This window comes from Actinacidiphila glaucinigra, assembly GCF_035918135.1.
Lineage (GTDB): Bacteria > Actinomycetota > Actinomycetes > Streptomycetales > Streptomycetaceae > Actinacidiphila > Actinacidiphila glaucinigra.
On sequence record NZ_CP109144.1, the window covers coordinates 8,881,651 to 8,906,163 of the forward strand.

Consider the following 24,513-nt stretch of genomic DNA (forward strand, 5'->3'; position numbering starts at 1 on the left):
AACACCGGCGCCCGCTGCTCGGGGGTCTGCCTCCGGTCGCCGGCTCCTCAACGCACGCGGCGGGGCGGCGGGGTGATGCCCGTCGCCCCGCCGGAAGCGGTCGGCCTGAGGCCGGTCAGGCGTCGGCGATGGGGCCGGTGCCCAGACGGACGTTGTCGATCGCCCAGAACCAGTTGTTGCCCGCGTTGAAGATCCGGAAGCCGACCTTCGCCGAGGTCGCCCCCGCGGGAACGGGGCAGGAGAGCCGGACGAGCCGGTTCTGCTGGTCCTGGCCCAGGTTGGTGTTCCCGGACGTCGCGCTGCTGTAGTGGAGGAGCCGGACCGGGTCGCCGGTGTCGAAGGTGACGGTGACCTCGGCCTCCTGCGGGCTCTCCTGACGGTAATGGGAGTCGAAGCCCAGGTGGAGGGTGGACGTGCCCGAGGGGATGGCCACCGCCGGAGTGCTTAGGGTCGAGTCGAACCGGCCCCGGCCCGACGGGCTGCCGGTGTCGTCCCAGTCGTCGGGGTCGGCCACGGCCACCACACCGAGGGCCCGGCTGAAGCCGGGGCGGTCCTGCCCGGCCGGGAACCAGAACTGCTTGGACAGGAAACTCCAGCCCTGCAGCTCCCGCGTACCCTGCGGCATGTCCGGCGCGTTGGTGACGGTCCAGCCCTCGGGAGCGGTCCGGGTCCAGCCCAGCAGTCCGGGCCGGCTCAGATCGGCCGCCGCGGCGAGCGCGGGGGCGACGGACTCGAAGTCCTCCGCGAGCAGATGACCGGTCATGACGGGACCGGTCTTGGCGGACAGGGACGCGGACGCCTGCGTGTCGCCGCCGTTCAGCCTCGCGGTGACGGTCGCCTTGAGGCTGCCGGAGGCGCGGGCCGCGGCGGCGGGCGCGACGACGTCCCAGGCCAGCGAGGCCGACGAGCGGGCCGGAACCGACGTGGGCGTGCCGCCCTTCGCGGTCGCGGTCCAGCCCTCGGGGAGGGCCAGCGCGGCCGCCACACCGGTGAGCGGCGTGCCGCCGGCGTTGGTGACGGTGGCCGTCACGGTGACCGGTGTGCCCGGCGAGAGCACCGTGCCGTCCGTTCCGGGGGAGCTCGCCGGCCCGGTGAGCGCGACGCTCATGGCCGGGGCGACCTTCGTCCGGACGCGAGCGTCGGCGATCCGGAGCAGCCCGTCGCCGTCGGCGTGCGCGGCGACGGCCAGCCGGCCGGCGGTGGCGTTCCCGGCGGGCGTGACCGCGAAGCGCACGTCGGCCGAGTCACCGGCCCGGAGCGCGGTCGGTGCCCCGCCGTCGCGCCGGACCGTCCAGCCGGTCGGGGCGAGAAGGGAGACGGACAGATCGTCGAGCCGGTGCCGGCCCTGGTTCCGCACGGTGACCACGACATCGGTCGGGTTGCCCTGGGCGAACGGCGTGTCCAGGTTCGGCGGCGACGCCGGGAGGCCGATGGCCGCGGCCAGGGCGGGGGCCGTGCCGGTCTCCGGGTCGGTGACGCCGGGCTTGCCGTCGGCCAGACGGCCGGTCATGCGGCGCAGGAAGGACGGGTCGTCCCGGTCGACGACGACCACGTCGTACCAGCCGTGGTCCGGCAGGCGCAGGCGCACCGTGTGGGACGTGCCGGGCTTGAGGGTGACGGTCTCCACGCGGTCGCCGTGGCCGCCGGAGTGGGCCGACTCGCCGACGAGGAACGTCCGGGTGGTGGGGGAGGGGTTGGAGCACACCACCGTCACCTGGCCGGGCGCGGGGTGCTCGACGAGGTACGCCTCGCCGCCCACACCGGCGCCGCGCAGCTCCCACATCGACCATCCGGGGCCGTGGACCTGCAGGTCGTAGCCGTCGGCGCCGTACGCCACCGTTTCGTCGGCGCTCCTGCCCGCGGACACGGTCCAGGCCCGCGGGGCGGAGTCGTCGCCGGGGTAGGCGGTGAACGTCGCGCCGGCGCCGCCCTCGTTGCCGAGCCGCAGTTCCACGGCGGAGCGGGTGACCTCCGCACGCAGGGACAGCCGGTACGGGGAGCGGCGGGTGCGGCGGGTGCCGGACTCCTGCTCCGGGAGCGACTGGTCCTTCGGCGGTACGGGGTTCCACCGGCCTATCGGCGCCGGAACCCGGGCGGGCTGCTCCACCTCGGGCTGCCGCTGCGCGCGGTCGAAGTCGAAGGCGGAGGTCAGGTCACCGAAGACGCTGCGGCGCCAGGCGCTGATGTTGGGCTCGTGGACGCCCGTCCACTTCTCCAGGAACCGGATGACCGAGGTGTGGTCGAAGGCCTCCGAGCTGACGAAACCGCCCACCGTCCAGGGCGACACGACCGTCATGGGCACGCGCGGGCCGGGACCGACGGGGCTGCCCTTGAACCAGTCGTCGCCGTTGCCGGAGGCCGGCTTCGGCGCGACCGGCGCGGGCACGTGGTCGAAGTAGCCGTCGTTCTCGTCGAAGTTGATGAACAGCGCCGTCTTCGACCAGGTCTTGGGATCGCGGGCGATCGCGTCGAGGAGGTCGTAGACGAGGTTGGCGCTGCCGACCGGGGTGGAGCTGCCGGGGTGCTCGGACAGGGCAGCCGTCGGAACGATCCAGCTGACCTGCGGCAGCGTGCCCTTCTCGATGTCCGAGGCGAGTCGCCCGACGAGGGTGTCCGGCTCGGAGCGGTACGCGCCGCGCATGAACAGCCGCCGCTCGGCCTTGGTCAGCGCGTCGACGCCCTGCTGGAACTCCGCCAGCGCGGCCTTGCGCTGATCCGCGGTCCTGTCCCACAGGCTGTCGTAGAACTGCTCGGTGGTGGCGTACTGACCGCTGACCTTGGCCAGGACCTTCCGGCCGATCTCCTTCCAGGGTCGGAAGTACTCCACCGCGTTGTCGGTGAAGTTGTCCCACTCCTGGTAGATCTGCCAGGAGACGCCCGCGGCCTCCAGGCGCTCGGGGTACGTCGTCCAGTCGTAGCCGGCGTGGCCGTAGTCGTACGCGGCGTTGGTGACGGCCCGGTTGACACCGTCGGGCTCGTAACCGGTCGTGCCGGTCCACAGGTAGTTCCGGTTGGGGTTGGTCGAGCCGTAGACGGAGCAGAAGTAGGCGTCGCAGATGGTGAAGCGGTCGGCCAGCTCGTACTGCAGCGGGATGTCGTGCCGGTCGTAGAAGGCCATGGTGCTCTGGCTCTTGGCGGCGACCCACTCGTTCCACCAGCCGTTGCCCCGGGCCTGGTTGGCGTCGGAGAACCCGTGCGCGAGCGACCCGAGGTACTGGATGTCGCTCTCGGGGCGGCCCGCGTCGAGAGCCGCCCGCCGGGCGGAGAAGGGCAGGACCTCGCCGCCGCCGGGCCGCGGCTGCTCGAAGACGGTTCCTCCGGTGGGCAGACGCAGCGGGGTACGGTCGCCGAATCCGCGCACGCCCTTGAGGGTTCCGAAGTAGTTGTCGAAGGAACGGTTCTCCTGCATCAGGATGATCACGTGCTCGATGGCCCGCAAGCCACCGCGCGGCATGGGCGCGGCCATCGCCTGGTGCAGCGAAGGGGGCAGGAAGGAAAGCGCGGTTCCACCGGCGAGGGCGCCGAGGACCTTACGGCGGGAAACGTCAGACATGCCCGGAGGCTAGGTCGCCTCCGTCGCGTGACGTAACCCTGGGTGACCGATCTTCGTCGACCGTTCACCGGGTGGCACCGGACGTTCCCCTGCCGGTACGGCGTGTCCACGTGCATTCGGCCCGCACACTGTCGGGTGATGACGGAGCGGGTGCCGGGGGTCGCGCCCCCGGCACCCGCTCCGCCCGTCGGGTGGATGTGCCTACGCGCCGAACCGGTAGGCGCGTTCCACGGTCTGCCGGACCGAGTTGCCCGCCTTGTCGGTGGCGGTGACGCGCAGCGTCACGTACCCGCCGTCACGCCGGTCGCCCGGCCGTTCGATGGTGGCGGTGAACCGGTCGCGGCCGCAGTCCTTGACGCGGACCTGGCCCTTCCAGGTCTTGCCGTCGTCGAAGGAGGCCTCGACCTTCAGCTTGACCCCGGTGGGGGCGGCGAGGCCGTCCTGGTTCCTGACGGTCAGGTCGAGGTCGTGCCGCTTGCCGCCGCCGACGGTGTTCCCCAGGTCGGCGGGGACGCCGTAGTCGACCTGAAGGAGCGGCAGCAGCGTTTCCTTCGCCGCGGTGCCGGAGCGGAAGGTCCAGGACGTGGCGGTCCTCGTGCCGGTCTGCCAGAACTCGGTGTCGCGCTCGGTCGTCAGGTCCAGACGGTACTCGGCCGCTCCGGCGGGGACGGGGAAGTCACGCCAGGCGTCCTCGGCCTCGCTCACCTTCTTGCCGTCGCGGTAGAGGACCGCCGCGACGGTGTCGCCCTTCAGGTAGGACGGGTCGTCCATCGTCCCGGGCGTCCCCGCCCTTCCGCCGATGCCTCCCCCGAAGGCGGGAACCTGCTTGCGGCCCCAGTGGCCGGCGACCGCGTCGGTGTACTCCGGGATCGCCAGGCTGAGGACGTCACCGTCACGGACGGCGGGTCGGTCCCAGCCGCGCGGGATGGACGGCCGCACCACGGCCCTGTACCACTCCTCGGTGGCCTTCTCGCCCGCCTTGAAGGTGCGCGGGGTGTCGCGCAGGCCCGACTGCAGCGCACCGGCGAAGAACTGCTCGGGGCCGGCCATGAAGTCGACGTCGTGCATCCACTGCGTGTCGCCGGAGGTGACGTACTCGGTACGGGGCGTTCCGGTCGGCACCCAGCGCGAGGTCTCCCACGCGACGTCGGTGTAGGGACGCCAGCTGAAGCGCTGCTCGCTGGTCCAGTGCAGGGCGCCGTTGTTCGCGTAGGAGGCCTTCACCTGGGCGGTGTTGCGGTCCGAGACGGTATACGTGACGTCCTGCGGGATCTGCTGCCACTGCGTCGCGACGTCGTACAGGTACGGGCTTGTGACCGTCCCGGAGATGCCGACGACGGCCTTGTGCCTCTTCATGTACTGCAGCAGCCTGGCGCCGTCGCCCGCGGTCATCCGGACGACGGGCAGCGCCGAACGGGTGTCCATCGGCTTCCAGCGGGTCCAGGCGATGAGGCCCTCGGGCAGGACGACGACGACGCCCTTGGCGCCGGCCTTCGCGGCCGTCTCCGCCAGGTCGTACCCGTCCATCGCATACTCGTCGCGGATCACGGCGAGCTTGCCGCGCACGGTGGCGGGCCGCAGGTCCGGCTTGTCCCTCGTGCCCGCGTCCACGGCCACCAGCTGCTCGCCCCGGGGGTCGAACGGCGTGGAGTGCTTGGCGTAGAACGGCTCGAGATCGAAGTCGGCGCCGCGGACCTCGGTCCTGAGCTCGGGAGCGGTCATCTCGAAGCGGGCGTTGAACTCGAAGGCGCCCTCAGTGACCTTCGCCGTGGGATTCGCGTACAGGTCCACGAACCCGCCGCCGTCCTCGTAGTAGATGCCCAGCGTCAGCTCGGCCCCGTCGATCTTCCGGTACATCTGGTACGTCACGTTGTTGCGCCGCTCGGCGGGCTTGGGCGTCTGCACCCGCACCAGCTTGGCCTTGCGCGCGTCCAGGGTGACGGTCGTGTCCTTGGTGACCTTCACCTCGGGGTTGACGACCTGGATCAGGCGGACGCCGTCGCTCGAGTCCTCGGCGAGCGTGCCGCCGACGAGGTAGGTGCCCTCCTCGACCTCGGCGACGCCCAGGTCGGTGAACCGGACCTCGGTGTCCCCTCCGTAGACGTTGAGCAGGGCCCATGAGGTGGGCTGCCCGTCGGGTCCGTAGGACTCGGTGGTGAGTTTGTGCATCGGGGCGCGCACCCACAGGCTGAGGGTGGTGTGGACCGACGCTCCGTCGGCGGACGTGGCGGTGACGTAGCCGTAGTAGGAGCCGCGGCCCGCCTTGGCCGGGTCGATCCCGACCGGCACCTCGACGGTCGCGCCGGCGGCGACCCGGACGGTGTCCGCGCCCAGGGTCAGCGCCTGCGCGGGGAGTGCCTTGCCGCCCTTGGCCGTCAGCGCCGCACGCAGGCTCAGCGACACTTCCTTGCCGGAGTGGTTGGTGTAGCGGACCACGCCGGCCCGCTGCACCGGGGATCCGTCCCGCTCGAACGGGCCCAGGACGATCGTCCCGGTGGCGGTCACGGGGGAGGTGAACGCCGCCTTGACGTCGACACGGCCGCCACCCTGCTCGGTCGGCACCTGCCCTGACACCGTGCGGGACGTGCTGACCAGCGCGTCCTTGAGCTGCTCACCCGTCCAGTCGGGGTGCTGCCCCGCCAGCAGCGCCGCCGCGCCGGCCACATGCGGGGTGGCCATGGACGTACCACTGGCCGAGACGTAGTTGTCGTCGACCGGGGTCCCCATGGTCGTGCCCGCGGCGCGCGCGGCGACGATCCCGACACCCGGAGCGGTGATGTCCGGCTTGGCCGCCTTGTCGCCCGGGCGCGGGCCGCGGCTGGAGAAGGACGCCAGGGAGTCGTCGCGGTCGACGGCGCCCACGGTGAGGGCGGCGTCGGCCGCGCCCGGCGACCCCACCGTCATCTCGCCCAACTCGCCGGTGTTGCCCGCGGCGACGACGAACAGCGCGCCGCTGCTGCGGGAGATCTCGTTGACCGCCTGGCTCATGGGGTCGGTGCCGTCGGTCTCCATGTCGGCGCCCAGGCTCATGTTGACGACCCTGGCGCCCTCGGCCGCGGCCCACTCCATGCCCGCGATGACCTGGGACTCGCTGCCGAAGCCGTTGTCCCCGAGGACCTTGCCGATCAGCAGGTCGGCGCTCGGCGCGACGCCCTTGTGCAGGCCGCCCGATGCCGCGCCGCTGCCGCCGGCGGTCGCGGCGACATGCGTGCCGTGACCGAAGTGGTCCTGGGTCGAACCACTGTCGGAGAAGTCCTTCGCCTCGCTCACCCGGCCCGCCAGGTCCGGATGCGTCTGGTCGGCGCCGGTGTCCAGGACGGCGACCTTGACGCCCTCACCGTGGAAACCGGCCGCCCACGCGGCGGGGGCGTTGATCTGTGCGGTGCTGCGGTCCAGCGTCGGACGGACCTTGTGGTCCAGCCAGACCTTCGGGGTCGCCGCGGCGGCGCTCGCCACGGACGCACCGGCCGGGGGCGCGAGCTGCTTCCAGAACGCGGCCAGATCCTCGGCGCCCACGCGCAGCGCCTGGGCGTCGATGCTCGTCAGGTGCCGCGGCTCGGCGGAGTCCTCGTGGAACTTCGCGAGCGCGTCGGCCTTCTTGGCCGCCGCACGCGCGGAGCCCCCCGGCGTGGACACGATCATGGGCAGGGCGTCGGTGTGCGCCTCGTCGTATCCCTGGGCGACCAGGGCCGTCACGTCGAAGAGGTCCGCGTCCAGCAGCCCGGTGCGGACCAGCATCGCCGCGTCCGAGGGCAGCACCGTCAGGGCGCCCTCCTTCTCGGCGATCTGGAAGAACACCTTCTCGCGCCCCGGAGCGCGCTGCACCGAGGCCGTCTTCTTGCCGTTCGGCGCGTCGCTGACGGTGACCCGGTCGCCGGTGATCAACCGCACGGTGGTCGTACGGTCCTGCGGCGCCGGCGTCCGTGCGGCGGACCCCGAAGGGGCCTGGGCGGAGGCGGGCGCGACAGCGCCCGTCGCGACTGTCGCTGACATCGCTATCGCCGCCCAAAGGCGGATCCGTCTCATCGGTGTCTGCACCCCTTCTGTCATCCCGGCGCGCGGGCAGAGCGTTCGTGAGCGGGTGGCATGAACCGTCCCTGACACCCCACCGCCGTCGACGGTGTGGGAACGTGAGGCCGGGACCCCGCGCGGGCGAAGCCCGCACAAGTGCGCCCGAGGCCCCTCGTACAACTGCGGTTCAGAAGCCGTTCGGAATCATCCGGTGTGGCGGCGGGCCCTGTCAGCGATCCCGCCTGGCACAACTGGGCCATGTCACAAGGGCGCCACATCTCGCCCGGGTGTCCGCGGGCCACGGCCCGCTGCCTGCGGAAATCCAGGTGACCGACGAGCCGGTATTCCTTACGATCGGGCGCTGCCCGTTGTGTCCCCCTGCCCCTGATCGGTCACCCCGTGAAATCCGTGATTCCCGGCGTGCTGCGTGACGAGCCGCAGTTCGCCCGCCTGTTCATCGGGCAGTCCTTGTCGGTGCTGGGCGACCGGGTGTCGTTCGTGGCGGTGCCCTTCGCCGTGCTCTCGGCGGGCGGGTCCGCGTCCGACGTCGGACTAGTGGCCGCCGCGGGGCTGGTGCCCATGCTGCTGTTCACCCTGGTGGGCGGCGTGTGGGCGGACCGCTTCCGGCGGCACCGCATCATGCTGCTCTCCGACCTGGTGCGGTTCGCCGCTCAGGGGCTCATCGCCGTGCTGCTGCTGACCGGCGTCGCCGGGGTTCCCACCCTCATCCTGCTGATGGCCGTGTTCGGCACGGCGGACGCGTTCTTCATGCCCGCCTCGACCGGCCTGCTGCCGCTGGTCGTCGCGCCCGACCGGCTGCGCGAGGCGAACGCCCTGCGGGGGTTCGTGCAGTCGTCCGGACTCGTGCTCGGTCCCGCCGTGGCCGGTGGGCTGATCGCCTTGGCGGGCCCCGGCGGCGCACTGGCCCTGGACGCCCTCACCTTCGCGGTCAGTGCCGCGTTCCTGGCCCGGCTGAGACCTCGCGAGACGGAACCCGGGACAGGGCAGGCCGCCACCGCGACGACGTTCCTCGGGGAACTGCGCGCCGGTTGGGCCCAGGTGCGCAGCCGTACCTGGGTGTGGTCCGGCATGGCGGCCATGGCGGTCTACCACGTCGTCGTGCTGCCGTCGGTGTTCGTACTGGGACCGGTCCTGGCCGAACGCGAATGGGGCGGCGCGGCGAGCTGGTCGGTGGTGGTCGCCGCCTTCGGCATCGGCTCCGTCGTCGGAGACGTCTGCGCCTACCGCCTCACGATCGCGCGCCCCATGGCCCTGGCCGCCGCCGCGCTCGCCGTGGCCTCCTGCCAGGCGGTCATCATCGGCAGCGGCGGCTCGCTCGCCCTGATCGCGATCCTCGAAGCGGTCACCGGCGTCGCCGTCTCGCTCTTCTTCGTCCTGTGGGAGACCGCGCTGCAGACGCACGTGCCGGAGGCCGCCCTGTCCCGCGTGAGTTCCTACGACTACCTGCTGTCGGCGGGGCTCATGCCGCTGGGCCTGGCACTCGCCGGCCCGGTCTCCGAGACCCTCGGCGTTCGGCCCACCCTGTATGCGATGACCGTCATCGCCGTGCCGGCCGCCATCGCCCTGCTGTGCGTTCCGGACGTACGACGCCTCCCGGCGTCCCCCGACGCCGCGGACGGCACCGTCCCCCGCGCAGCCTCGGAGGCCGCCCTGCCGTGACCGGTGCGCGAGGGGGACGGACCCGTCACGACCCCGCGGCCGGATCGGCGAGGATGCCGCGGAGCAGGCCGGTCGCCTGACCCACCTCGATCAGGTAGCCGTCGGGATCGCGCAGGTAGCAGCGCAGCTCGGATCCTCGGTCCAGAGGTTCGGTCAGGAAGCGGGCGCCCTTGGCGACGGCATGCGCGTGGAAAGCGGCGATGTCGGCGACGCGCACGTTCAGGAAACCGGACACACGGTCGGTGCGCTGGGGCACTTCCAACGTCACGTCCGGCTTGTCGGGGGTGGGGCCGCCGCCGGGGTTCATGATGAGCCAGCTGTTGGCGACCTTCACGATCGCCGGGTTCTCCTCCATCACGACCTCGCCGCCGAAGACGTCCGTGTAGAAGCGACGTGATACCGCGACGTCTCGGACGGTCAGGAAGTGCGTCAGGAGGAGGCCGTGCTCGGGCACGGGGAGGTCGGCGGGCGATGCCGTCATCGTTGGTCACCCTTCGTCGAGGCGGGGTGGTCCCGGGTCCGCCTGCGGTGCAGGTGTCCGGCCCCGGGAAACTCACTGCTACCCAGTGGTCGACCGGAACGGCCGGTGTTCTGTGACACAGGGCCGGTCCTCCGCCTGGGGCGGCGGGTCAGGCCGAGACGAGGCGGTGCGTGGTGCCGCTGCTGCTGGCGGACCACGCGTCGGGTAGCGCTGCCGCGAGGGCGTGCTGGGCCCGCCAGCCGGTGCAGTGCCCGGGCGCGATCAGCCGCGGGGCGAAGTCCTGGAGCGCGCGGACCGTGGGGGCGACGACGGGTTCGAAGGCGGGGCCGGTCAGATGGAAGCCGCCCAGCAGGGCGTGCAGCGGTTGCACCCCGGTCAGCCGCCGCGCGTGGCGGACGATGTTGACGACTCCCGCGTGACCGCAGCCGGTGAGCACGACCAGGCCGCGGTCCCTCAGGTGCACCACCAGCGCCTGGTCGTCGACGACCTGCGGGTCGTGCTCCCAGCGGTCGCGGCGCCACGCCTGGTGCGCGGCCGGCATGCCGTGCTCGAAATCGGTGGTGCGGTCCACCTCGCCGGTGATCAGCACGCTTCCGTCGACGAGGAGGGAGGGCCGGCTGCGTTCGACGACCTCGAACCCCTCCGCGCCGAGCGCCTTCCTGCTGAGGGTGGGCATGTCGAAGGTGCTCTGCGGGGTGTGGAGGCGGCGCCGGGTCCAGGCCTGCGGATGGACGACCATCGGCATCCTGCGGGCGCCGAGCCTGCCGGCGAGGCCGCCGAGGCCTCCCGCGTGGTCGAAGTGGCCGTGGCTGAGGACGACGCCCTGCAGACTCCCCAGGTCGACCGCGAGCCTGTCGGCGTTGGTGACCAGGCCTGACGGCGACAGACCGGCGTCGAACAGCAGCACGGTCTCGCGGTCGCCGCGGCGGACCGTGACCAGGGCGGAGAAGCCGTGCTCGGCGAGCAGGCCCACTGCCGTGCGTCCCGTCTCGAACTGGCCTGCCGCTGTGTCCGCGGGCCCGATACCGGCCCTGACGGTGTGCTCGTCGCCGACGAGCAGGGCGTCGAAGGCGTTGTCCATCAGGACCGTGACACGGACCTCGTCGACGGGCTGGAGGGCGATCGGGTCCACGGCACGGCCGGGCGCCGGCCGCGGGGCGGAGAGCGCCGCGTCGTCAGCGGTGGCGTGGGTGGTGTCGCACATGGCGGTTCCAGGTCCGTTCGCGCCGTAGGGGATCAGCCGCCGGCGCCGGTCAAGACGGCTCCAGACCGATGCTCCTCCGCTCGTCACGCCCGCGCAATCGCACCCGCGAGGGGGCCGCGCTCCGGGCTCCCGGAGCGCGGCCCCCTCGCCACACGGCCCTACGGGATCCGCACCGTCACGGACTTGCCCGGCTTCAGCGTGAGCCGCTTGCGGAAGCCGCCGGCGCGCAGCTCGGTCGAGGTCCCGCCGGTGCTGCGGACGGTCGCCTCGGTCACCTTGCCGTTGCGCCAGGCCAGGTCCACCTCGAAGCCGCCGCGGGCGCCGACGCCGGTCACGGAGCCCTTGGCCGCCCAGGCACCGGGGAGCGCGGGCAGGAGCTCGATGACGCCCGGCCGTGAGTAGAGGATCATCTCCAGCGCGGCGGCGGCACCGCCCAGGTTCGCGTCGATCTGGAAGATCGTGTAACTGCCCTGGCTGTACATGTCGAACCAGTTGGCCGAGGTGCCGTTGCTGTTGGTGATGGACGGCCGCAGGACCGTCAGATACAGCTGGTAGGCCTTCTCCGCGTCCTTCAGCCGGGACCAGCACAGCGACCGCCACGCGCACGCCCAGCCGTAGCTGTCCATGCCGCGGGCGGTCAGCAGCGCGCGGACCCCTTCGAGCAGCTCGGGCGCGCTGGTGTCGGCGGCGATCCGGTCACCCGGGTAGAAGCCGATCAGCGGGGACAGGTGCCGGTGCGTGACCTCGCCGAGGTTGTCCGGGGTCATCCACTCCTCGAGCCAGCCGGTCTTCGGGCTCACCCGTGGCAGGTAGAGCTTGGCCTGCATGGCGTGCAGCTCGGCGGCCAGCCCGGTGTCCCGATCGAGCACCCGGGAGGCGGTCGTGAACTCCTCGAAGAGCTCCCACGCCAGTTCCTGGCCGTAGGTGTTGCCCTTGCCGTCCGGGCCGTGCTCCGGCGACCAGGACGTGTCGTCGATCAGGACCTCGCGCGACGTGCCGTCCTCGTCCTTGACGGTGGTCGTGATCAGCCGCGCCTGCCAGAACTCCGCCGCGCCCTTGAGGACCGGGTAGATCAGCTCCAGGTACTCGCGGTCCTGGCTGTACTCGTAGTGCCGCCAGAGCGAGTTGCACAGCCAGGCGTTGCCGGAGGGGTGCCAGGCCCAGCCGCTGCCGCCGTGGATGTTGGTGGAGAAGGCGACCGCCCAGCCGGCGATCTTCCCCGAGCTGTTGCGGAACCGGTTGCGGTCGCTGTTGAACAGCCGCTTGGTGACGTCGGTCCAGACGGGCAGCTGGGACACGCAGTACCTGGCGAGGGCGAGGGAGTTCTCGCCGAGGCCCGCGGGGTCGGCCAGCCAGTAGTTCATCTGGACGTTGATGTCGGTGTGGTAGTCGGCGTACCAGTCCGGGTTGTTGTTGTGCACCCAGATGCCCTGCAGGTTCATCGGCAGCCAGTCGCGGGAGCCGGTGATCGTCAGGTAGCGCCCGTACTGGACGTAGGCGGCCTCCAGTTCCGGGTCCGGCGTGGACGCGTCGGTGTACCTCACGGCTATGCGCGACCAGGAGTCCAGCGACCGCTGCAGCGCCGACGACTGACCCAGGTCGATGGTGAAGCGGTTGTAGAGCCGGTGGTAGTCGGAGACGTGGGTCTTCAGCAGTTCGTTCCCCGGCACCTTCGCCGCGGCGGCGATCTTGGCGCGTGCCACGGCGAGGGGATCGGTGCCCGGCTCGCGGAAGTCCTTCGCGGCGTCGGGGGAGTAGTCGGTGCCGCCGCACACCACGATCACCAGCTCACGGCAACCGGCGAAGGACAGCTTGTCGCCGTCCACACTGACCCGGCCCGTGGCGCTGACCGCGGTCACCGCGGCGGCGTAGCGCAGGCCGTTCTTCAGCTTCCCGGCGAAGGACAGCTGCCCGTTGCCGCCCGCGGTGGTCTCGCCGTGGGTGCCGGCCAGCGACACCGTACCGGTGTGCGGGCCGCCGGTGAGCCGGACGACGACCACGTCGTCCGGCTGGCTGGCGTAGACCTCGCGGCGGAGGAGGTTGCCCTCGTGCTGGTACGTCGCGGAGACCACGCCATTGCTCAGGTCGAGCTGGCGACGGTAGGAGGCGACCGCCTTGCCGGAGTGGCCGGGCAGCGCGATCCGGAGCTTGGCCAGAAGACCGAAACTGCCGAAGTCATCTGGCCCGTAGGGGAGTTGACCGTCATCGGTGAGGGTGTCATTGCTGCCGCCGGTCCAGAACGCGCCGTCGGTCAGATAGAGGAAGTCGTCCGCCGGATCGCAGCCGACGAGCGCGCCGAGCCGGCCGTTGCCGACGGGCAGGGCCTCCTGGATGATGCGCGCCTCGTTGGCAGGGGTGCGGTACCAGATCGACGTCGCCTTGCCCTCCGGGACGATGTCCACGCTGGACGGGCGGGCGGGAGCGGCGTGCGCGGCGAACGGGTGGAGGCCGCCCGACAGGGCGAGACCTCCGCCGGTGGCACCGGCGATGCGGAGGAAGTCACGACGGGAAGAAGCGGACACGGCAAGGGTTCCCTTCCGGGGTTGCAGGAGCCCACAAAAAGTATTCATAAATAATCAACTTGTTTCGCCCATGTCAACGGCCATCGCTGGATTAACCCGATCTTTGCCAGCACGGTCGTTGTACTTATGCCCTTTTAGTTCATGATTTCCTCATCGCGGGTGGGTAGTTGCAAGCTCCTCGACTGGATGAGATCGGATGTCTGACGGGCGGGGTGGTGGACCCCGCGCACGGGCAAAGCGTGCGCCCGGGCGTCCGCACCGGCGGACCGAAGGGACCGACTGCCGCGCTGACGCGACCAGTCGGCGCGCGCCCTCCCGTCCACGACGGTCCGACGACCCCGCGGCGGGGAAGGACTCCACCGTGGACCATCCCGAAGTGACGAACGCGAACGCCTGGACCGTCTACGGAGCCCACCATGTGGCAAGGGGCACCCACGTCCCCGACGCGGAGGAGATCTCCTGGGGGTTCTGGCCCGACGGGCACGCCGTGGACGTCCTGGGCGATGTACGAGGCCGGCGGATCGCGGACCTCGGATCGGGCCAGGGCCGGCACGCCGCCCACCTCGCCCTCGCACATGGAGCCGTGGTCGACGCCGTCGAGGCCTCGCCCACCCAGCACGAACGCGCCGCGGCGCGTTACGCCGGCGTGCCGGGACTGCACCTGGTCCTCGCGGACGCGGTCGACCACCTGAGGCGGGCGGATCCCTATGAAGTGATCTACTCCGTCCACGGTTTCGCGTACATCGACCCGCGCCGGCTGCTGCCCGCCGTCGCGGGCGCCCTGGCACCGGGCGGCAGGCTGGTGTTCTCCGTCCTGCACACCGACTCCGACGGCCAGGGCCCCTCGAACACCGTGACGGCACGCCCGCAGATCCTGCCTCTGGCGGGCGGCGGGCAACTGACCGTCCAGATGTGGGTCCTGGCACCGGAGCTGTGGCGGGACCTGCTGGAGGAGCACGGCCTCGTCGTCGCGCGGATCGACACCCTCGACGCCCCGGAAGAAGACGTCCCGACCTCCTGCCGCCTCTTCCACGTACGCCGGCGCACCCGGGTCACCAGCCGCAACCGCACTGCCGATCCGCCGCCGCCGAACACCGCCCTCGGCGTGGGGGCCATCCTCCACGGCCCCCGCGGCCTGCTGCTGGGCCGGCACCGGCGGGGTACGTGGGAGCTGCCCGGGGGTTCCGTGGAGCGGGGCGAGTCGCTGGCGGGCACGGCTGCCCGCGAGGTGAAGGAGGAGACCGGCTGCACCGTACGCGAGGAGGACGTCGAGTTGCTCGGCCTGCTCCTGGACGAGGTCCAGGGCACGGTGCGGGCGACGGTCGCCGCGGTGATCACCGCATGGGACGGCGAACCGGGTGATCAGCCCGGCGAGAGCGTGGGCGACTGGCGGTGGTGGCCCCTCGACCGGCTCCCCGACGGCCTGTTCATCCCGAGCGCCCAGTGTCTGACCACCTGGCGCCCCGACCTGCCGATCGAGCACCCGCCCGCCCGGCTCCACCTCCTTGGGGCGGGCGGCACCGCGTCTCTCCGCGGCGAAGAGGCATGAGGTCAGGGGGCGAAGGCTAATGGGTTGCTCTAGGTGACGGCGGTCTGGATGATCTCCGACGTGAACCCTTTCGCCTTCACGCAGAAAGCCCGCCTCGCGCGGTGGGTCCGTACGCAGTTCGACCCCACCGAGTACGGGATGGTGCCCTTCGCGATGCTCGACGCCGGACGGGCCGGGCCGCCCACGCCCGCTCGCCGGGTCGAGGAGATGCAGGCGGTCGCGGACGCCGCGTGGGCGGGTGACTGGCGCACGGCGGCCTCGTACGTGGACCGCGCCGGGGAGGAATGGGGGGGAGCGCTGGCACCGGCTGGAGGTGCTGCAGGAGATCGCCGGGCACGACGACGCCTGGCTGGACGAGTGGCGCCGCAAGGACCCGGACAACGGCGACGCCGCCACACTCCACGCCCAACTGCTCGTGCACCGGGCATGGGAGATCCGGGGACCCGGGTACGTCAACCAGGTCCCGCCCGAACGCATGCAGCGTTTCCGGCAGATGCTGCCTGCCGCCATGAAGGCCGCGCAGCACGCCGCCGAACTCGCGCCGCGCGATCCGGGCCCCTGGGTCGTCATGATCACCACCGCACGTCCCCTCAAGTACCGCGGCATGCAGTTCAACACGCTGTGGGAGGGCCTGGTCGAACGCGATCCGCACCACTACTCGGGCCACTGGCAGGCCCTGCAGTACTGGTGCGCCAAGTGGTGCGGCACGGACAAGCAGATGATGGACTTCGCCGAGCGCGCCGTGCGGAACGCACCGGAGGGCAGCCCGCTGGCGGGCATCTACCTGCACGCCCTGTCCGAACTCACCGAACGCCACGGCGCTTCGGCACCCGTGGCCACGGCCAAGGTCAAGGGCATCCTGGCGGAGGTCGCCCGGTCGCTGGGCCACGTGCCCGAGGACGCCGAGGAACTGCCGCGCCTTCGGCACCTGCTCGCGTACTACCTGGGGGAGAACGGCGAGCACGCCGCCGCGCTCGAGCAGTTCCGGCTCATCGGCCCGTGGTGCGGTGCGGAACCGTGGACGGACAAGGGCGACCCGGTCGCCGCCTTCCAGCTCGCCCGCGGCATCGCCGCCGCCAGGACGGAGGACGGCAAGCTGCCGGCCGACGCGGGCGGCGTCGCCCGTTGGGGCCGCACCGGCGGGTGACGTCAGGTCGGACGGGCCCGGCCGCGCACGTACCGCCGTAGCGCGGCCGGGCCTGTCGCACCTCCCTCAGAAGCGCCCCTGCGCGAACACCCCGGACGGATCGAGAGCCTGGCCGAGCAGCCCGTGCAGGGCGGTGCGGGAGGCGTGGAGGGGATGGTCGATGTCGGGGCGGTAGGGGTGGTAGCCCTCGGCGCCGAAGGTCGCGTGCAGCCGGTCCAGGGTCCGGTGTGCGTCACGGACCGCGTCCGGTTCCCCGGGTGTGAAGCCCGGCGTGACGACATGGTCGACGGTGTCGCCGTCGAGGACGTTCATGGTGATGCCCGGCGGCGCGGTGCAGCCGTGCAGAGCACCCCGGACCAGCTCCGCCGCACGCCGCACGCCCCGTCCGGTGAAGGGGACGATCGGCAGGAACATCAGCAGGGCCGACGCGTCCCTGCCGACGGGGCACGACGTGATCCCGCTCAGCATGATCCTGCACGACTGGGACGAGGAGACAGGTCGCCGGCTGCTCGACAAATGCTGGGCGGCGCTGCCCGACGGAGGCGCCGTCATCATCTGCGAACTGGTCCTCGACGACGACGAGACGGGCCCCGCGCCCGCGGCACTCATGGGCCTCAACATGCTCGTCGAGACGCGGTCCGGCCACAACTACACCTACGGCGAGTACCGCCGGTGGCTCGCCGACGCGGGCTTCACCGCGACCACGGTCGTGCCCCTGGACGCGGCCGGCGCGAACGCGGCGATCGTCGCGCACAAGCGCGCGTACCCCCCCCCACGAGGAAGCCGCACGGATCCGCGGGTCCGCACGGCCCTTGCCGCCCCGGTGGGTGAAGCCCACCCCACCGGGGCGGCCGCACGTGGTGGAAACGCTCCAAGACCGACAAGCGAACTTTGTCCCCGGCAAAGCCGGTTCCCACGGGGGTGCTGCCGCAGACTGGCAGCACGTGGTGACCGAGCCGGCCGCCGTACCGCCACCCTGCCGACCGACCCAAGGACTGCCAGCTTGAACCCTCCCCTGCTGACGCGAGGGGATTCCTGGCTCAGGAAGCCCCGTGGGTCAGCGACCCACAGGGTCTTACTCCCTCAACACCAGCCGGGACGGAACCTGCCCGGTCGTGTGCGGCAAAGCTGAGGTGGCTCGTGCCTGGTTCTCACAACGCGCCGTCGCGCTGGCTTGGTTCTCGCTCAGCACAACACGCACACTACCCGCCGATCTTTCGCCCTGGGGGCGAAACCCCCTTTCCCGCCCTGCTCTGCAGGGGCCCGATTCCTCCCCGGTCTGCGGTCCGGGGCATCCTCGGAGAAACCTCGTGAACGAGCGCGTTCTGACCCCCCGCAACCGTGGCTTCCTCTTCCTCGACTCCCACCCCGAGGGCTGCCGGCAGTCGGTGGCCGACATGTGGCGCGCCTGCCCCGACCCCGCAGACCCGCCGCAGGGCCCCGGCCCCGTGGCGCTGGTCATCGGCTCCTCCGCCGGATACGGCCTCGCCGCCACCCTCGCCGGACTCAAGCGCGCCGGCATCCGCGGCATCGCGGTGTCCTTCGAGAAGGCCCCCACCGAACGACGCACCGCCACCGCCGGCTGGTACCGCACCGCCGCCACCGCCGACGTCGCCCGCGCCGCCGGGCGGGACCTGGTCTTCCTCAACGGCGACGCGTTCTCCGACACGATGAAGGACCATGTCGCCGACCTCGTCGAGCGGCGTTTCGGCGGCAGGCTGGACCACCTGATCTACTCGGTCGCCGCCCCCCGCCGCACCGACCCCGACACCGGCACCACCTACGCCTCCGTCCTCAAGCCCATCGGGCGGGCGCACCGCACCAAGACCCTCGTCTTCGACGACCAGGGCGTTCCCGAGGTCCGCGAGGTCGAGACCGGACCGGCCGAGCCGGACGACGTCGAGCAGACCGTGGCCGTGATGGGCGGCGCGGACTGGGAGCGCTGGATCGACCACCTCACCGACCGGGGTGTGCTCGCCGACGGCTTCACCACCGCCGCACTGTCGTACATCGGATCGCCGCTGACGGCGGCGATCTACCGGCAGGGCACCATCGGCGTGGCCAAGGCCCATCTGGAAGCCACCGCCCGCACCCTGAACGAACGGCTCGGCAAGACCGTCGGCGGGCGTGCCGTGACCTGCGTCAACGGCGCCGCCGTCACCCAGTCCTCCACCGCCATCCCCGGGATCGCCCTCTACACCGGCCTGCTGCGCGGCGTCCTCGGTCAGGACATGCTCCCGCCCGTCCACCAACTCGCCGCCCTGTGGGACGACCTCACCGGCCGTGCCCCGCTCGCGCCGGACGACGAGGACCGGATCCGCCTGGACACCTGGGAACTCGCCGACGACGTCCAGGCAGCCGTCGCCGACCGCTGGGAAGCCGCGACCACCGACACGATCTCCGGCCTCGCCGACCTCGACTGGTTCCACGCCGAAGTCCGGCGCCTGTACGGGTTCTCCGTGCCCGGCGTCGACTACGCCGCCCCGGTCGCCACAGACATCCCCTGGCCGGACCAAACCCCCTGACGGGCGGTGTGGATCGGGGGACGCCCGCGATCGAGCGTGCTGCGAGCGTCGGTGGCCACGTAGCGGCATTTCACGAAGGATCAGCTGATCGGGCGTCGCCCTCCCCCATACACGTGCGAACGCCACGTCCGGGCCACACCCGACCCAGGTCCTCCCGGGTCAGCAGTGCAACGACGGAGCGGCCTGTACGAATCTCCACCGGAACGCATGCGCGTCGGGACAGCAACCGCTCGTCGACGACGACCAACGCATCCCGCAGCTGGGCCGCGTGGTCGAGCCGGATCAAGGCGTGCCGCCGGTCCAGCGTCCGGACCTGATAGGTGCTCCGCCTACGCGGCTCATCAAGCATGCGGACGTCGAACCGTGAGATCGCGATGACCAGCCGTTTCCGGTGGAGTACCTCGACGCGTTCAGCGATGCCTTTGCGAATCCAGAAGCTCGCGATGCCGGCGGCCTGGGCCAGACCGTTCGCTCCTGTCACGTGCAGAAGGTTCGGGGGGCTTCATGCCGCGTGACATCGCGCCGGAACCGGTACATCGGCTCGTCGGAATCCATGCGTCCTCCTTGTGTGGCTTCCAGTCTGCCCGCAGTCCGAAGCCACCCCGCTCACATGCTTGATTTCATGGGTGCGTGCAGAAACGAGAAGGGGTACGACGCGTGGGAGACCAGGGACTCGGGAGAGAAGCGGCCGTCCAAGACGCCGTGGAACAGGCGCAGAGATTCCGAGCGGTGTGGGATGAGGTCTTTGCGACACATTGGGGCCGCCCCGTGGAAGAAGTACAGGCAGCACTTGTCGCGGCAGCCCGCCGATGGGACGTGACCATCGACGGACCGTTGCTCTTGGGAACCGCTATGGGGATCTACGCGGGCTCGTGCGAGTGACGGCAGGTTCGGACAGCCGGTGGCGGTGACGCTGAATCCGCACGGTACCGGCGGCCTGAGCGCGAGCCGGCCCAACCGGTGCCGCTGACGTGGGATTGCGAGGCCGCGCTCTGAAGGCCGGCCTCGTCAGCGGGTGCCCGCCTCGGCCCGCGCGTAGAACGCGGCCAGCTCGTGGGGGTTCTTGGTGTAGACGTCGATCCTGCGGACCGTGCCCTCCTCGACCTGGTGGATCTCGACCATGGTCAGCGGGAACTCCTCACCGGTGGTGTGGGCCGTGAGCGTTCCGGTGAGCGTTCCGACGACGGCACCGGCCGGGCCCTCGAACACCTCGGCGGCGCTGATGGCCACGACGGCGTAGCCCATCATCGCGCCGAGGACGGACTGCACGAACACCTCCCGGCCCTGGTGCACACCGCCGTACGGAAGCTGTCCCGGCTCGTCGACGATCACCTCGGGGGCGAGCCTGGCCAGGACACCTGGCACGTCTCCCTCGCTCAGCGATGCGTACAGCCCCCGCACCACGTCGGCGGGGCGCTGCGTCACCGCGTCGGTACCGTTGCTCATCTTGGGTGTCCCTTCGATCGGCCGGACTCCCGGGGGATCCGGGCACACACCATGCAACGGCACGCAGTCGGCGCGGGGGAGTCCTCACCGTGAGGGGTACCGGCAGGGTCCCCCACGGCCGGCGCGGCCTGCCTACCCTTGTTCCTATGGACAACCGGGACGTAGTCAGCGCCTTCCTCCGCTCCCGACGGAACAGGACGACCCCGGAGCAGGCGGGTCTGCCGACGTACGGGCAGCGGCGGGTGCCCGGACTGCGCAGAGGGGAGGTCGCCACGCTCGCCGGGGTGAGCGTCGAGTACTACACGCGCCTGGAGCGCGGCAATCTCAAGGGCGTCTCAGACAGCGTGCTGGACGCGCTCGCCCGGGCGCTGCGCCTCGACGACACCGAGCGCATGTATCTGAACGACCTCGCCCGCGCGGCAGGCCCCGCGCCCGGAGCACCGCGGCGCGAGCCCCGGCCGGCGGTGCGCCCGAGCGTGGCGCGGATCGTCGAGGGAATGCCGGGCATGCCGGCGTTCGTGATGAACGACCGCCTCGACACCCTGGCCGCGAACCCGCTGGGCCGGGCCCTGTACACGCAGATGTACGCCGACCCGGCCTGCCGGGCGAACGTCGCGCGGTTCGCGTTCCTCAGTCCCGCGGCCCGGCGGTTCTACGTGGACTGGGAGCGCATGGCGCGCTTCGCCGTGGGCGCGCTGCGCGTGGAGGCGGGCAGACACCCGCATGACCGGGAACTGACAAACCTGATCGGCGAACTGTCCACCCGCAGCGACTCCTTTCGCGTGCTGTGGGGATCCCACGACGTCCATGTCTTCCGCGAGAGCACGAAGCGTCTCACCCATCCACTCGTCGGCGACCTGGAACTCGACCAGGAGACCATGAGCCTGCCGGACGACAGTGGGCTGAGCGTGGTCGTCTACAGCGCGCGGCCCGGCACCGCTGCCGAGGATGCCCTGAAGCTGCTCGCGGGCCGGTCCGCCACGAGGGGACCGGAACAGCTCACCGAACCCGCGGGCGACCCCTCGACATCGGCCCGGGCGGGAACCTGACGCAGGTCACTGCCGGCGCAGAACCTGCGGGGGCCGACGAGCGTCTGGCTGGTGTGAGAGCAGGAGGCTCTCGCGGACCGCATGGGAGCAGAAATGAGCACGGTACTTGTCGCCGGAGCCACGCAGGGCACAGGGCGGGCACTGGCCGCGGAGTACGCGCGGCGCGGCGCGGACGTCCTGATCACCGGACGCAGCCAGGAGCGCGCCACGACGGCGGCGGAGGAACTCGCGCAGGAGACCGGCGGTACGGTCACGGGCCTGGCACTCGACCTGAGCCGACCGGCCGACATCGAAGCCGCCCTCGCGTCGGTGCGGCACGTCGACCGGGTGGCCCTGGTCGGCATGGTCCGCGACATGAACACCGCCCGCGCCTATGACGTGGCCACGGCCGCGACCCTGGCCACGACGAAGATCGTCGGCTACACGGCCGTGGTCACCACGCTGTTCCCCGGATGCCCGCGGACGCCTCGGTGCTGCTGTTCGGCGGCATGGCGAAGGACTTCCCGTATCCGGGCTCGACGACGCTGACGGCGGTCAACGCCGCCGTGCAGGGTCTGGTGCGCACACTGAGCGTCGAACTGGCACCGGTGCGGGTGAACTCACTGCACCCGTGGGCCATCGTGGACAGTCCCTTCGTCGTGGACAACGAGCAACTGCAGGACGGTGCACGGAAGATGACGCTCACCGGGCGGCTCGCCACCATGGCGGACATCGTCGACGGCTGTCTGTTCCTCCTCGAGAACCCGGTGGCCAACGGCATCGATCTCACACTGAACGGCGGCATCGCCTGACGCACGTCGTTTCGGCAGCCGGGGGTGGCGCCCCGTGCGCCGAACGCGACGACGCCCCCTCCGTTCCGGAGGGGGCGTCGCGCCGAGAGGACGCCTTGAGGGCGTCGGCTCAGATCGTCGGCGTGTCGTCGACGTGCTCCTGGTGCGGTTCGAGGACGAACTTCCAGCCGGCGCTGGCCTCCATGAACCGCACGCGGGTGGGGTAGATGTCCAGGGCGCGGCGGTCGCGGTTCTGGCCGCCCGTGCCCTTCCGCCCGCGGGCCGGCTCCTCGAACAGGTCGACCTTGACATCCGGCACCGCGACGACTTCCTCGTCCCAGCGCTGAACGATTCCCGCGCCGAACGCTTCCCTGGCGGCCGTGTAGAGCGCCTCCAGGGACTCCCGGTTCCCGTTGGGTACGAAGAGGGCGAGGTTGAGGAGGACGCCGGCGGTCTGGAGGACCTCGATCTCCTCCCCCGCCTTGTCCGCGACCCATATCCCGGATTCCTCGGCGTTGTCCGGCAGGACGTGTATCTCGTCGCCGAAGATCGTCTTCGCGGTGAAGGATCCGCCCTCGAAATTCTTGCCCGACTTGGTGAGAGTCGCCCGTGCGTAGCAGTCGAGCCGAAGCTCTTCCACCTCTGCCGCGACGAAGATCTCGTCCTGGAGGCCCAGCTCCGAAACCTCCTCAGCCGTAAGACGTCGGGCTGCAACCTTCTCGGTGTTCACGCTCTTTCCCTTCTCCATGTAGCCATGGACAGTTCGGCGACCCCCTGCGCGCGACGAGGCCACAACCCACCGCACGGCCGGGTGGTGACCGGACGTCACATGGCCAAGCGGTGGGGACGTTGACTTCGCCGCCCCGGACGGGATCCCGAGGTGTCCGGCTCCCCACACCGGTACGTGCAGAGGCAGCACGCTGGGCAGGAGGAGCCACGCGCGGTGAGTGTAGTGCGGAGGTCTGACAACGCGTCGGCGAGGGGCGCCCCCACCTGCACTGAAGCTGCTCGAAGTCCTGCTGGACGGGGGGCAGTTCGGAGCGAGGGCGGCGATCGGGAAGGGCCCGGACCGGCCTGGCCGCTTGGTCGCGCCAATGGAGAGGGGCTGAACACCCCTACCGCGAACTCGTCGAGCTCTGCGAGGACCTGATGGCCCTGTTCGCACTCGAACCCGGTACGCAGCACCCGAGGCGGGCTGCCCGGGCGTGTATCGGAAGTGAACCGTGCGCATAGGGTGTTGGCATGTCCCTGAGCCACGTACTCCTCTCGTCCGGTCGTTCGATCGAGCTCACCGAGCTGCGGATGTCTTCGACCTACGGGGGGATGCTGGAGGGCTACCCGTGCAAGCGCATCAACGACATTCCCGATGTCAGGCAGGTGTACGGCCTGCGCCCGCTGATCGAGGGAGCGGGGACGAAGCACCGATGAGCAGGGCCAAGCGGGGATGGCGACCGGGTGCGGGGGACTGACGGCCGTCCGCTGCGGACGGCCGCTCAGCCCTGCTGAGGGGGGTTCGGCCGGGACGCGGCGGCCTCGCCCCTCACCCGGACGCGATCGACGAACCACGCGGCCAGTCCCACCAGCAGGGCCACTCCGGCCGCGTAGACGGGCAGCCACAGAGTGGTGGTGGCGGACAGGCAGCCGGCGACGGCGTCATGACTCTGGACCGCCTGTGCGTCGGGGAGGGCGGCACCCGCGCGATCGGCCAGGTTCGCCAGCGCCGCCTCTGTCCGGATGCTCTCGTAGGTGCCCAGCGCGGCACATCGGGCGCGGGTGCCCGGCATCGGGAACAGCCACGCCCAGCGCTGCATCATGGGGGCCAAGGTGATCGCCACGCACAGTCCGACGACCAGCGAGTACGCCAGCAGATTCCGCACGTACGCGGATCGCAGCCCGGGCGTCCACGTCGGCAGCCGGTAGAAGGTGAAGATCACCGCAAGCAGCGTCAATCCGATGTACACGGCGAACCACTGCCAGGATCCCTGCGCCAGGAACGCCGTCAACACGGCGGCGAGCGCGAGGCCGATGACCCCCGACTGCCCGGAGGCGTCAGGACCCCCGCCGGCGGATGCCGCTTTCCGGGCGCTACGAGTGCTGTGATCGTCCACATCGTCTCCTGCCTGGTCCGGCTGTCAGCATCCAGTCCCCGGACGTCCCCGGCCCGGCGCCATGCCGGGCGATCATGAAAGCCTGGCCCGGTTGGCGGGGCGCCGCTGGAGCCTCGGGCCGGTGGGAGACGGGGGAGGGCGGGCAGGGCAAGGCTTGGCAAAGAGACTTCGCGGCCCCGTGGACCCAGGCGCCGCCGAGTTGTCCCTCATGGCCGAGCTGACCTGCGTGGATGTCCGTCCGGGTGCGTGATTGCGCGCCCTGTGCGTGCTGGCGGCTTTGCGTCGCGTGTCGTATACACGCCCCCGACACGCCCAGTGAACAGTTTTGAACAGGGGAAGCGCGGCGTTCACTCAGCGAACACAAAGGAACATGCGTTTCACCCAAAAACATCAAAAAACCGCAACGCTGCGCACACGTTGTGCACTCACGCTGTTACGTTGGGTCACATTGGTCGCCTCGGGCTCCTT

Annotated in this window: 19 protein-coding genes; 9 read left to right on the top strand and 10 right to left on the bottom strand. The window is 71.2% G+C overall.

Annotated elements, in window-relative coordinates; all coding sequences use genetic code 11:
- Positions 1–115 precede the first annotated feature (115 nt).
- Together OIE69_RS40320 and OIE69_RS40325 are read right to left on the bottom strand one after the other, a co-directional pair.
- Positions 116–3,553: a phosphocholine-specific phospholipase C gene (locus OIE69_RS40320; protein WP_326580306.1), complete on the bottom strand. Its 3,438-nt coding sequence runs from the start codon at positions 3,551–3,553 to the stop codon at positions 116–118.
- Positions 3,554–3,754: 201 nt separating this feature from the next.
- On the bottom strand, positions 3,755–7,546 hold the full coding sequence (locus OIE69_RS40325; protein ID WP_326580308.1) for a S8 family serine peptidase: 3,792 nt from the start codon (positions 7,544–7,546) through the stop codon (positions 3,755–3,757).
- Between the two features lie 417 nt (positions 7,547–7,963).
- Between OIE69_RS40325 and OIE69_RS40330 the strand changes: the two genes are divergently transcribed.
- Positions 7,964–9,244, top strand: a complete 1,281-nt coding sequence (locus OIE69_RS40330) for an MFS transporter (protein ID WP_326580310.1) — start codon at positions 7,964–7,966, stop codon at positions 9,242–9,244.
- A 25-nt stretch (positions 9,245–9,269) separates the two neighbouring features.
- On the opposite strand, the gene OIE69_RS40335 is transcribed toward OIE69_RS40330, so the two are convergent.
- From OIE69_RS40335 to OIE69_RS40345, 3 genes are all read right to left on the bottom strand, one after another.
- On the bottom strand, positions 9,270–9,725 hold the full coding sequence (locus OIE69_RS40335) for a VOC family protein (RefSeq protein WP_326580312.1): 456 nt from the start codon (positions 9,723–9,725) through the stop codon (positions 9,270–9,272).
- Positions 9,726–9,873: 148 nt separating this feature from the next.
- Positions 9,874–10,929 (bottom strand): MBL fold metallo-hydrolase, encoded by a 1,056-nt coding sequence (locus tag OIE69_RS40340; protein WP_326580314.1) that lies wholly within the window; start codon positions 10,927–10,929, stop codon positions 9,874–9,876.
- A gap of 158 nt (positions 10,930–11,087) precedes the next feature.
- Complete coding sequence (locus OIE69_RS40345; protein WP_326580316.1) at positions 11,088–13,451, bottom strand: glycosyl hydrolase family 95 catalytic domain-containing protein; 2,364 nt, start codon at positions 13,449–13,451, stop codon at positions 11,088–11,090.
- 361 nt (positions 13,452–13,812) lie between these two features.
- Here OIE69_RS40345 and OIE69_RS40350 point away from each other — a divergent pair, with 361 nt between their 5' ends.
- Both OIE69_RS40350 and OIE69_RS40355 read left to right on the top strand, forming a co-directional pair.
- Positions 13,813–15,000, top strand: a complete 1,188-nt coding sequence (locus OIE69_RS40350) for a bifunctional class I SAM-dependent methyltransferase/NUDIX hydrolase (protein WP_326580318.1) — start codon at positions 13,813–13,815, stop codon at positions 14,998–15,000.
- Positions 15,001–15,313: 313 nt separating this feature from the next.
- On the top strand, positions 15,314–16,147 hold the full coding sequence (locus OIE69_RS40355) for a hypothetical protein (protein ID WP_326580320.1): 834 nt from the start codon (positions 15,314–15,316) through the stop codon (positions 16,145–16,147).
- A gap of 66 nt (positions 16,148–16,213) precedes the next feature.
- On the opposite strand, the gene OIE69_RS40360 is transcribed toward OIE69_RS40355, so the two are convergent.
- Positions 16,214–16,615 carry a hypothetical protein gene (locus OIE69_RS40360; RefSeq protein ID WP_326580322.1) on the bottom strand — a complete coding sequence of 134 codons (402 nt, stop codon included), beginning with the start codon at positions 16,613–16,615 and terminating at the stop codon, positions 16,214–16,216.
- On the opposite strand from OIE69_RS40360, the gene OIE69_RS40365 reads away from it, so the two are divergent.
- Entirely contained in the window at positions 16,614–17,279 is a 666-nt protein-coding gene (locus tag OIE69_RS40365) for a methyltransferase (RefSeq protein WP_326580325.1), read from the top strand. The two genes, OIE69_RS40360 and OIE69_RS40365, sit on opposite strands and share 2 nt — an antisense overlap.
- A gap of 178 nt (positions 17,280–17,457) precedes the next feature.
- The gene (gene fabV, locus OIE69_RS40370; RefSeq protein WP_326580327.1) at positions 17,458–18,672 is read left to right on the top strand and encodes an enoyl-[acyl-carrier-protein] reductase FabV; all 1,215 of its coding nucleotides are present in this window, start codon (positions 17,458–17,460) and stop codon (positions 18,670–18,672) included.
- 70 nt (positions 18,673–18,742) lie between these two features.
- Here fabV and OIE69_RS40375 read toward each other — a convergent pair whose 3' ends face one another.
- Together OIE69_RS40375 and OIE69_RS40380 are read right to left on the bottom strand one after the other, a co-directional pair.
- Positions 18,743–19,153 carry a hypothetical protein gene (locus OIE69_RS40375; RefSeq protein ID WP_326580330.1) on the bottom strand — a complete coding sequence of 137 codons (411 nt, stop codon included), beginning with the start codon at positions 19,151–19,153 and terminating at the stop codon, positions 18,743–18,745.
- Between the two features lie 527 nt (positions 19,154–19,680).
- Positions 19,681–20,118, bottom strand: a complete 438-nt coding sequence (locus OIE69_RS40380; RefSeq protein WP_326580332.1) for a nuclear transport factor 2 family protein — start codon at positions 20,116–20,118, stop codon at positions 19,681–19,683.
- Positions 20,119–20,264: 146 nt separating this feature from the next.
- Here OIE69_RS40380 and OIE69_RS40385 point away from each other — a divergent pair, with 146 nt between their 5' ends.
- From OIE69_RS40385 to OIE69_RS40395, 3 genes are all read left to right on the top strand, one after another.
- Complete coding sequence (locus OIE69_RS40385) at positions 20,265–21,167, top strand: helix-turn-helix transcriptional regulator (protein WP_326580334.1); 903 nt, start codon at positions 20,265–20,267, stop codon at positions 21,165–21,167.
- Positions 21,168–21,260: 93 nt separating this feature from the next.
- A complete protein-coding gene (locus OIE69_RS40390; protein ID WP_326580336.1) occupies positions 21,261–21,695 on the top strand; it encodes an SDR family NAD(P)-dependent oxidoreductase in 435 nt (144 codons plus the stop codon).
- The gene (locus OIE69_RS40395) at positions 21,638–21,958 is read left to right on the top strand and encodes an SDR family oxidoreductase (protein ID WP_326580338.1); all 321 of its coding nucleotides are present in this window, start codon (positions 21,638–21,640) and stop codon (positions 21,956–21,958) included. Before OIE69_RS40390 ends, OIE69_RS40395 begins: the two co-directional genes overlap by 58 nt.
- A gap of 109 nt (positions 21,959–22,067) precedes the next feature.
- On the opposite strand, the gene OIE69_RS40400 is transcribed toward OIE69_RS40395, so the two are convergent.
- The gene (locus OIE69_RS40400; RefSeq protein WP_326581551.1) at positions 22,068–22,667 is read right to left on the bottom strand and encodes an alpha/beta hydrolase family protein; all 600 of its coding nucleotides are present in this window, start codon (positions 22,665–22,667) and stop codon (positions 22,068–22,070) included.
- A gap of 512 nt (positions 22,668–23,179) precedes the next feature.
- Here OIE69_RS40400 and OIE69_RS40405 point away from each other — a divergent pair.
- Complete coding sequence (locus OIE69_RS40405) at positions 23,180–23,365, top strand: hypothetical protein (RefSeq protein WP_326581587.1); 186 nt, start codon at positions 23,180–23,182, stop codon at positions 23,363–23,365.
- A gap of 65 nt (positions 23,366–23,430) precedes the next feature.
- On the opposite strand, the gene OIE69_RS40410 is transcribed toward OIE69_RS40405, so the two are convergent.
- The gene (locus tag OIE69_RS40410; RefSeq protein WP_326580340.1) at positions 23,431–24,045 is read right to left on the bottom strand and encodes a hypothetical protein; all 615 of its coding nucleotides are present in this window, start codon (positions 24,043–24,045) and stop codon (positions 23,431–23,433) included.
- Positions 24,046–24,513 lie beyond the last annotated feature (468 nt).

Coding starts and splice junctions, on each gene's coding strand:
- OIE69_RS40320 (WP_326580306.1), bottom strand. CDS start 3,553: ATGTCTGACGTTTCCCGCCGTAAGGTCCTCGGCGCCCTCGCCGGTGGA.
- OIE69_RS40325 (WP_326580308.1), bottom strand. CDS start 7,546: ATGTCAGCGACAGTCGCGACGGGCGCTGTCGCGCCCGCCTCCGCCCAG.
- OIE69_RS40335 (WP_326580312.1), bottom strand. CDS start 9,725: ATGACGGCATCGCCCGCCGACCTCCCCGTGCCCGAGCACGGCCTCCTC.
- OIE69_RS40340 (WP_326580314.1), bottom strand. CDS start 10,929: ATGTGCGACACCACCCACGCCACCGCTGACGACGCGGCGCTCTCCGCC.
- OIE69_RS40365 (WP_326580325.1), top strand. CDS start 16,614: ATGATCCTGCACGACTGGGACGAGGAGACAGGTCGCCGGCTGCTCGAC.
- OIE69_RS40360 (WP_326580322.1), bottom strand. CDS start 16,615: ATGCTGAGCGGGATCACGTCGTGCCCCGTCGGCAGGGACGCGTCGGCC.
- OIE69_RS40380 (WP_326580332.1), bottom strand. CDS start 20,118: ATGAGCAACGGTACCGACGCGGTGACGCAGCGCCCCGCCGACGTGGTG.
- OIE69_RS40385 (WP_326580334.1), top strand. CDS start 20,265: ATGGACAACCGGGACGTAGTCAGCGCCTTCCTCCGCTCCCGACGGAAC.
- OIE69_RS40390 (WP_326580336.1), top strand. CDS start 21,261: ATGAGCACGGTACTTGTCGCCGGAGCCACGCAGGGCACAGGGCGGGCA.
- OIE69_RS40405 (WP_326581587.1), top strand. CDS start 23,180: ATGTCCCTGAGCCACGTACTCCTCTCGTCCGGTCGTTCGATCGAGCTC.